The organism is Pontibacillus salipaludis, assembly GCF_014642405.1.
GTDB lineage: Bacteria > Bacillota > Bacilli > Bacillales > BH030062 > Pontibacillus > Pontibacillus salipaludis.
Map to the genome: position 1 here is coordinate 1 of NZ_BMIN01000036.1, position 1,888 is coordinate 1,888.

The following is a 1,888-nucleotide window of genomic DNA, read 5'->3' on the forward strand; positions in this document are numbered from 1 at the left end:
AATCGAGTAGGAGGAGGTGACTAACCTCCGTCCTCTCACACCACCGAGCGTACGGGTCCGTACTCGGCGGTTTCCTTAAGTTTGACGTAAAAGTTTATATCGATGAGATAAACTACGAAGCCCTAGACGATTCCAGTAAGAATTGTTTAGGGCTTTGTTTAATATTGGGCTATTGGCGATTCGCCAATAGCCTTTCCTTGAATTTGCCCATTCGTGTGCTTTCCTCTTTGGGACTCCTAAATGGATTAACTTTCTTTTCCTGGCTTGAGGAAGTTTCCAATCCTTCCAAGCGCACATCCTTAATCTGTGCCGTATCCAGGTATCAAATGAGGAAAAGACACTCTTCGTGTCAGCTAATGCGAAGTAACCGCACCAGCCAGTTAAATATTTGTTTAGCTCTTTGATACGGCGATCCATAGACCATCCTTTTGATCTAGATGTCAGCTCACGAACCTTTTGCTCCATCCTCCTTACACTCTTCGAGTGTATTCGAACCTTAGGATTCCGGTTGTTGGTAAAGCTAAATCCAAGGAGCTTTCTTCTCCAAGGTCGATCCACGGCTGATTTACCGAGATTAACTTTTAATTTTAGGTTTTGTTCGATGAACTCTGTAATAGAGTTCATCACACGATGCGCTGACTTCTTCGACCGCACATAGACGTGGAAGTCATCAGCGTACCTCACGAAACTAAGTCCTCTACTTTCTAATTCCTTATCCAATTCGTTCAAAATAATATTCGCTAGTAGTGGACTGAGAGGACCACCTTGCGGGGTCCCTTCTTGGGATTGAACCTTAACTCCTTCCATTAAGATACCCGATTCTAGATAACGTTTAATGGTTCGAAGTAAAGCACTATCTTTAATGGTCTTAGAGAGTAATCCCATGAGCTTATCATGGTTCACCTTATCAAAGAATGCTTCTAAGTCCATATCAACAACCCAACGTCTTCCCTCTCGAATATATTCTTTAGCTTGTCGGACTGCTTGGTGACCGTTCCGATTTGGACGGAAACCATAGCTGTAATTTGAAAAGTGAGGATCAAATACTTTCGTGAGTTCTTGGGCAATCGCTTGTTGTATAAACCGATCTACCACAGTAGGGATACCCAACAATCGTACTCCACCGTCTGGTTTCGGGATTTCGACTCGACGTACGGGAGATGGTTGATAGGTTCCCGTCTCAAGTTGATTTCGCAATGTAGTCCAGTGGTCAGTCACATACCTTCGTAGGTTTTGTACGGGCATGTCGTCGACTCCGTGGCTACCTTTATTGCGTTCAACTCGCTTTAAAGCTTGTATGAGATTGTCCCGTGATAAGATTCGGTTCATCATAATTTAACTCTCCTACGCGAACGATCGTCTTTCTTCTATTCATACTCTGTTCCACCCTTCCAAAGTCCCCCGTGAACTTCATCACTTCCTCCTCTGGATAAGCTCCTTATGAGTTGTCTGTGTCTTTACAGAGGTATGCGTCCGAAAGGATCGTTCTTCCTTAAAGATTCAGTCCTTCCTAACTTATCTCGAGACTAAGTTAGTACTATGACTTCGGCTGACTTCTGTTGATTCAGTTACTCATCACTGAGTAGGTTACGAAGTGTACTTCGCTCATCAACAGATCTCCCCGGGTAAGGACGCACGCTTCCTTTCCATCACCGCCCCATTTACTGCCACTCCCTTTGGTCGTTGGACTTTGGTGTGTTTGGCCACCTTATCCAAGAGGGACAGCCTTTTATGAGGTTCGTGTTCCTCGGTTCGGAAATTTGCCTCCGACTTCCTTTAGATTCTGGGTCGCCCCAGACACCCTTGTCTTTGGCTAACGGCTACAACGACCTTCACCGTTCGGGACTTTAACCCTAAAGCTTACGTCCATGCCGGGCACACCAAAAAA

Annotated in this window: 1 protein-coding gene; it reads right to left on the reverse strand. The window is 45.0% G+C overall.

The window, feature by feature from the left end; translation table 11 throughout:
* Window positions 1–75: 75 nt before the first annotated feature.
* A complete protein-coding gene (gene ltrA / locus IEW76_RS20670; protein WP_188656256.1) occupies window positions 76–1,335 on the reverse strand; it encodes a group II intron reverse transcriptase/maturase in 1,260 nt (419 codons plus the stop codon).
* Window positions 1,336–1,888: the final 553 nt, after the last annotated feature.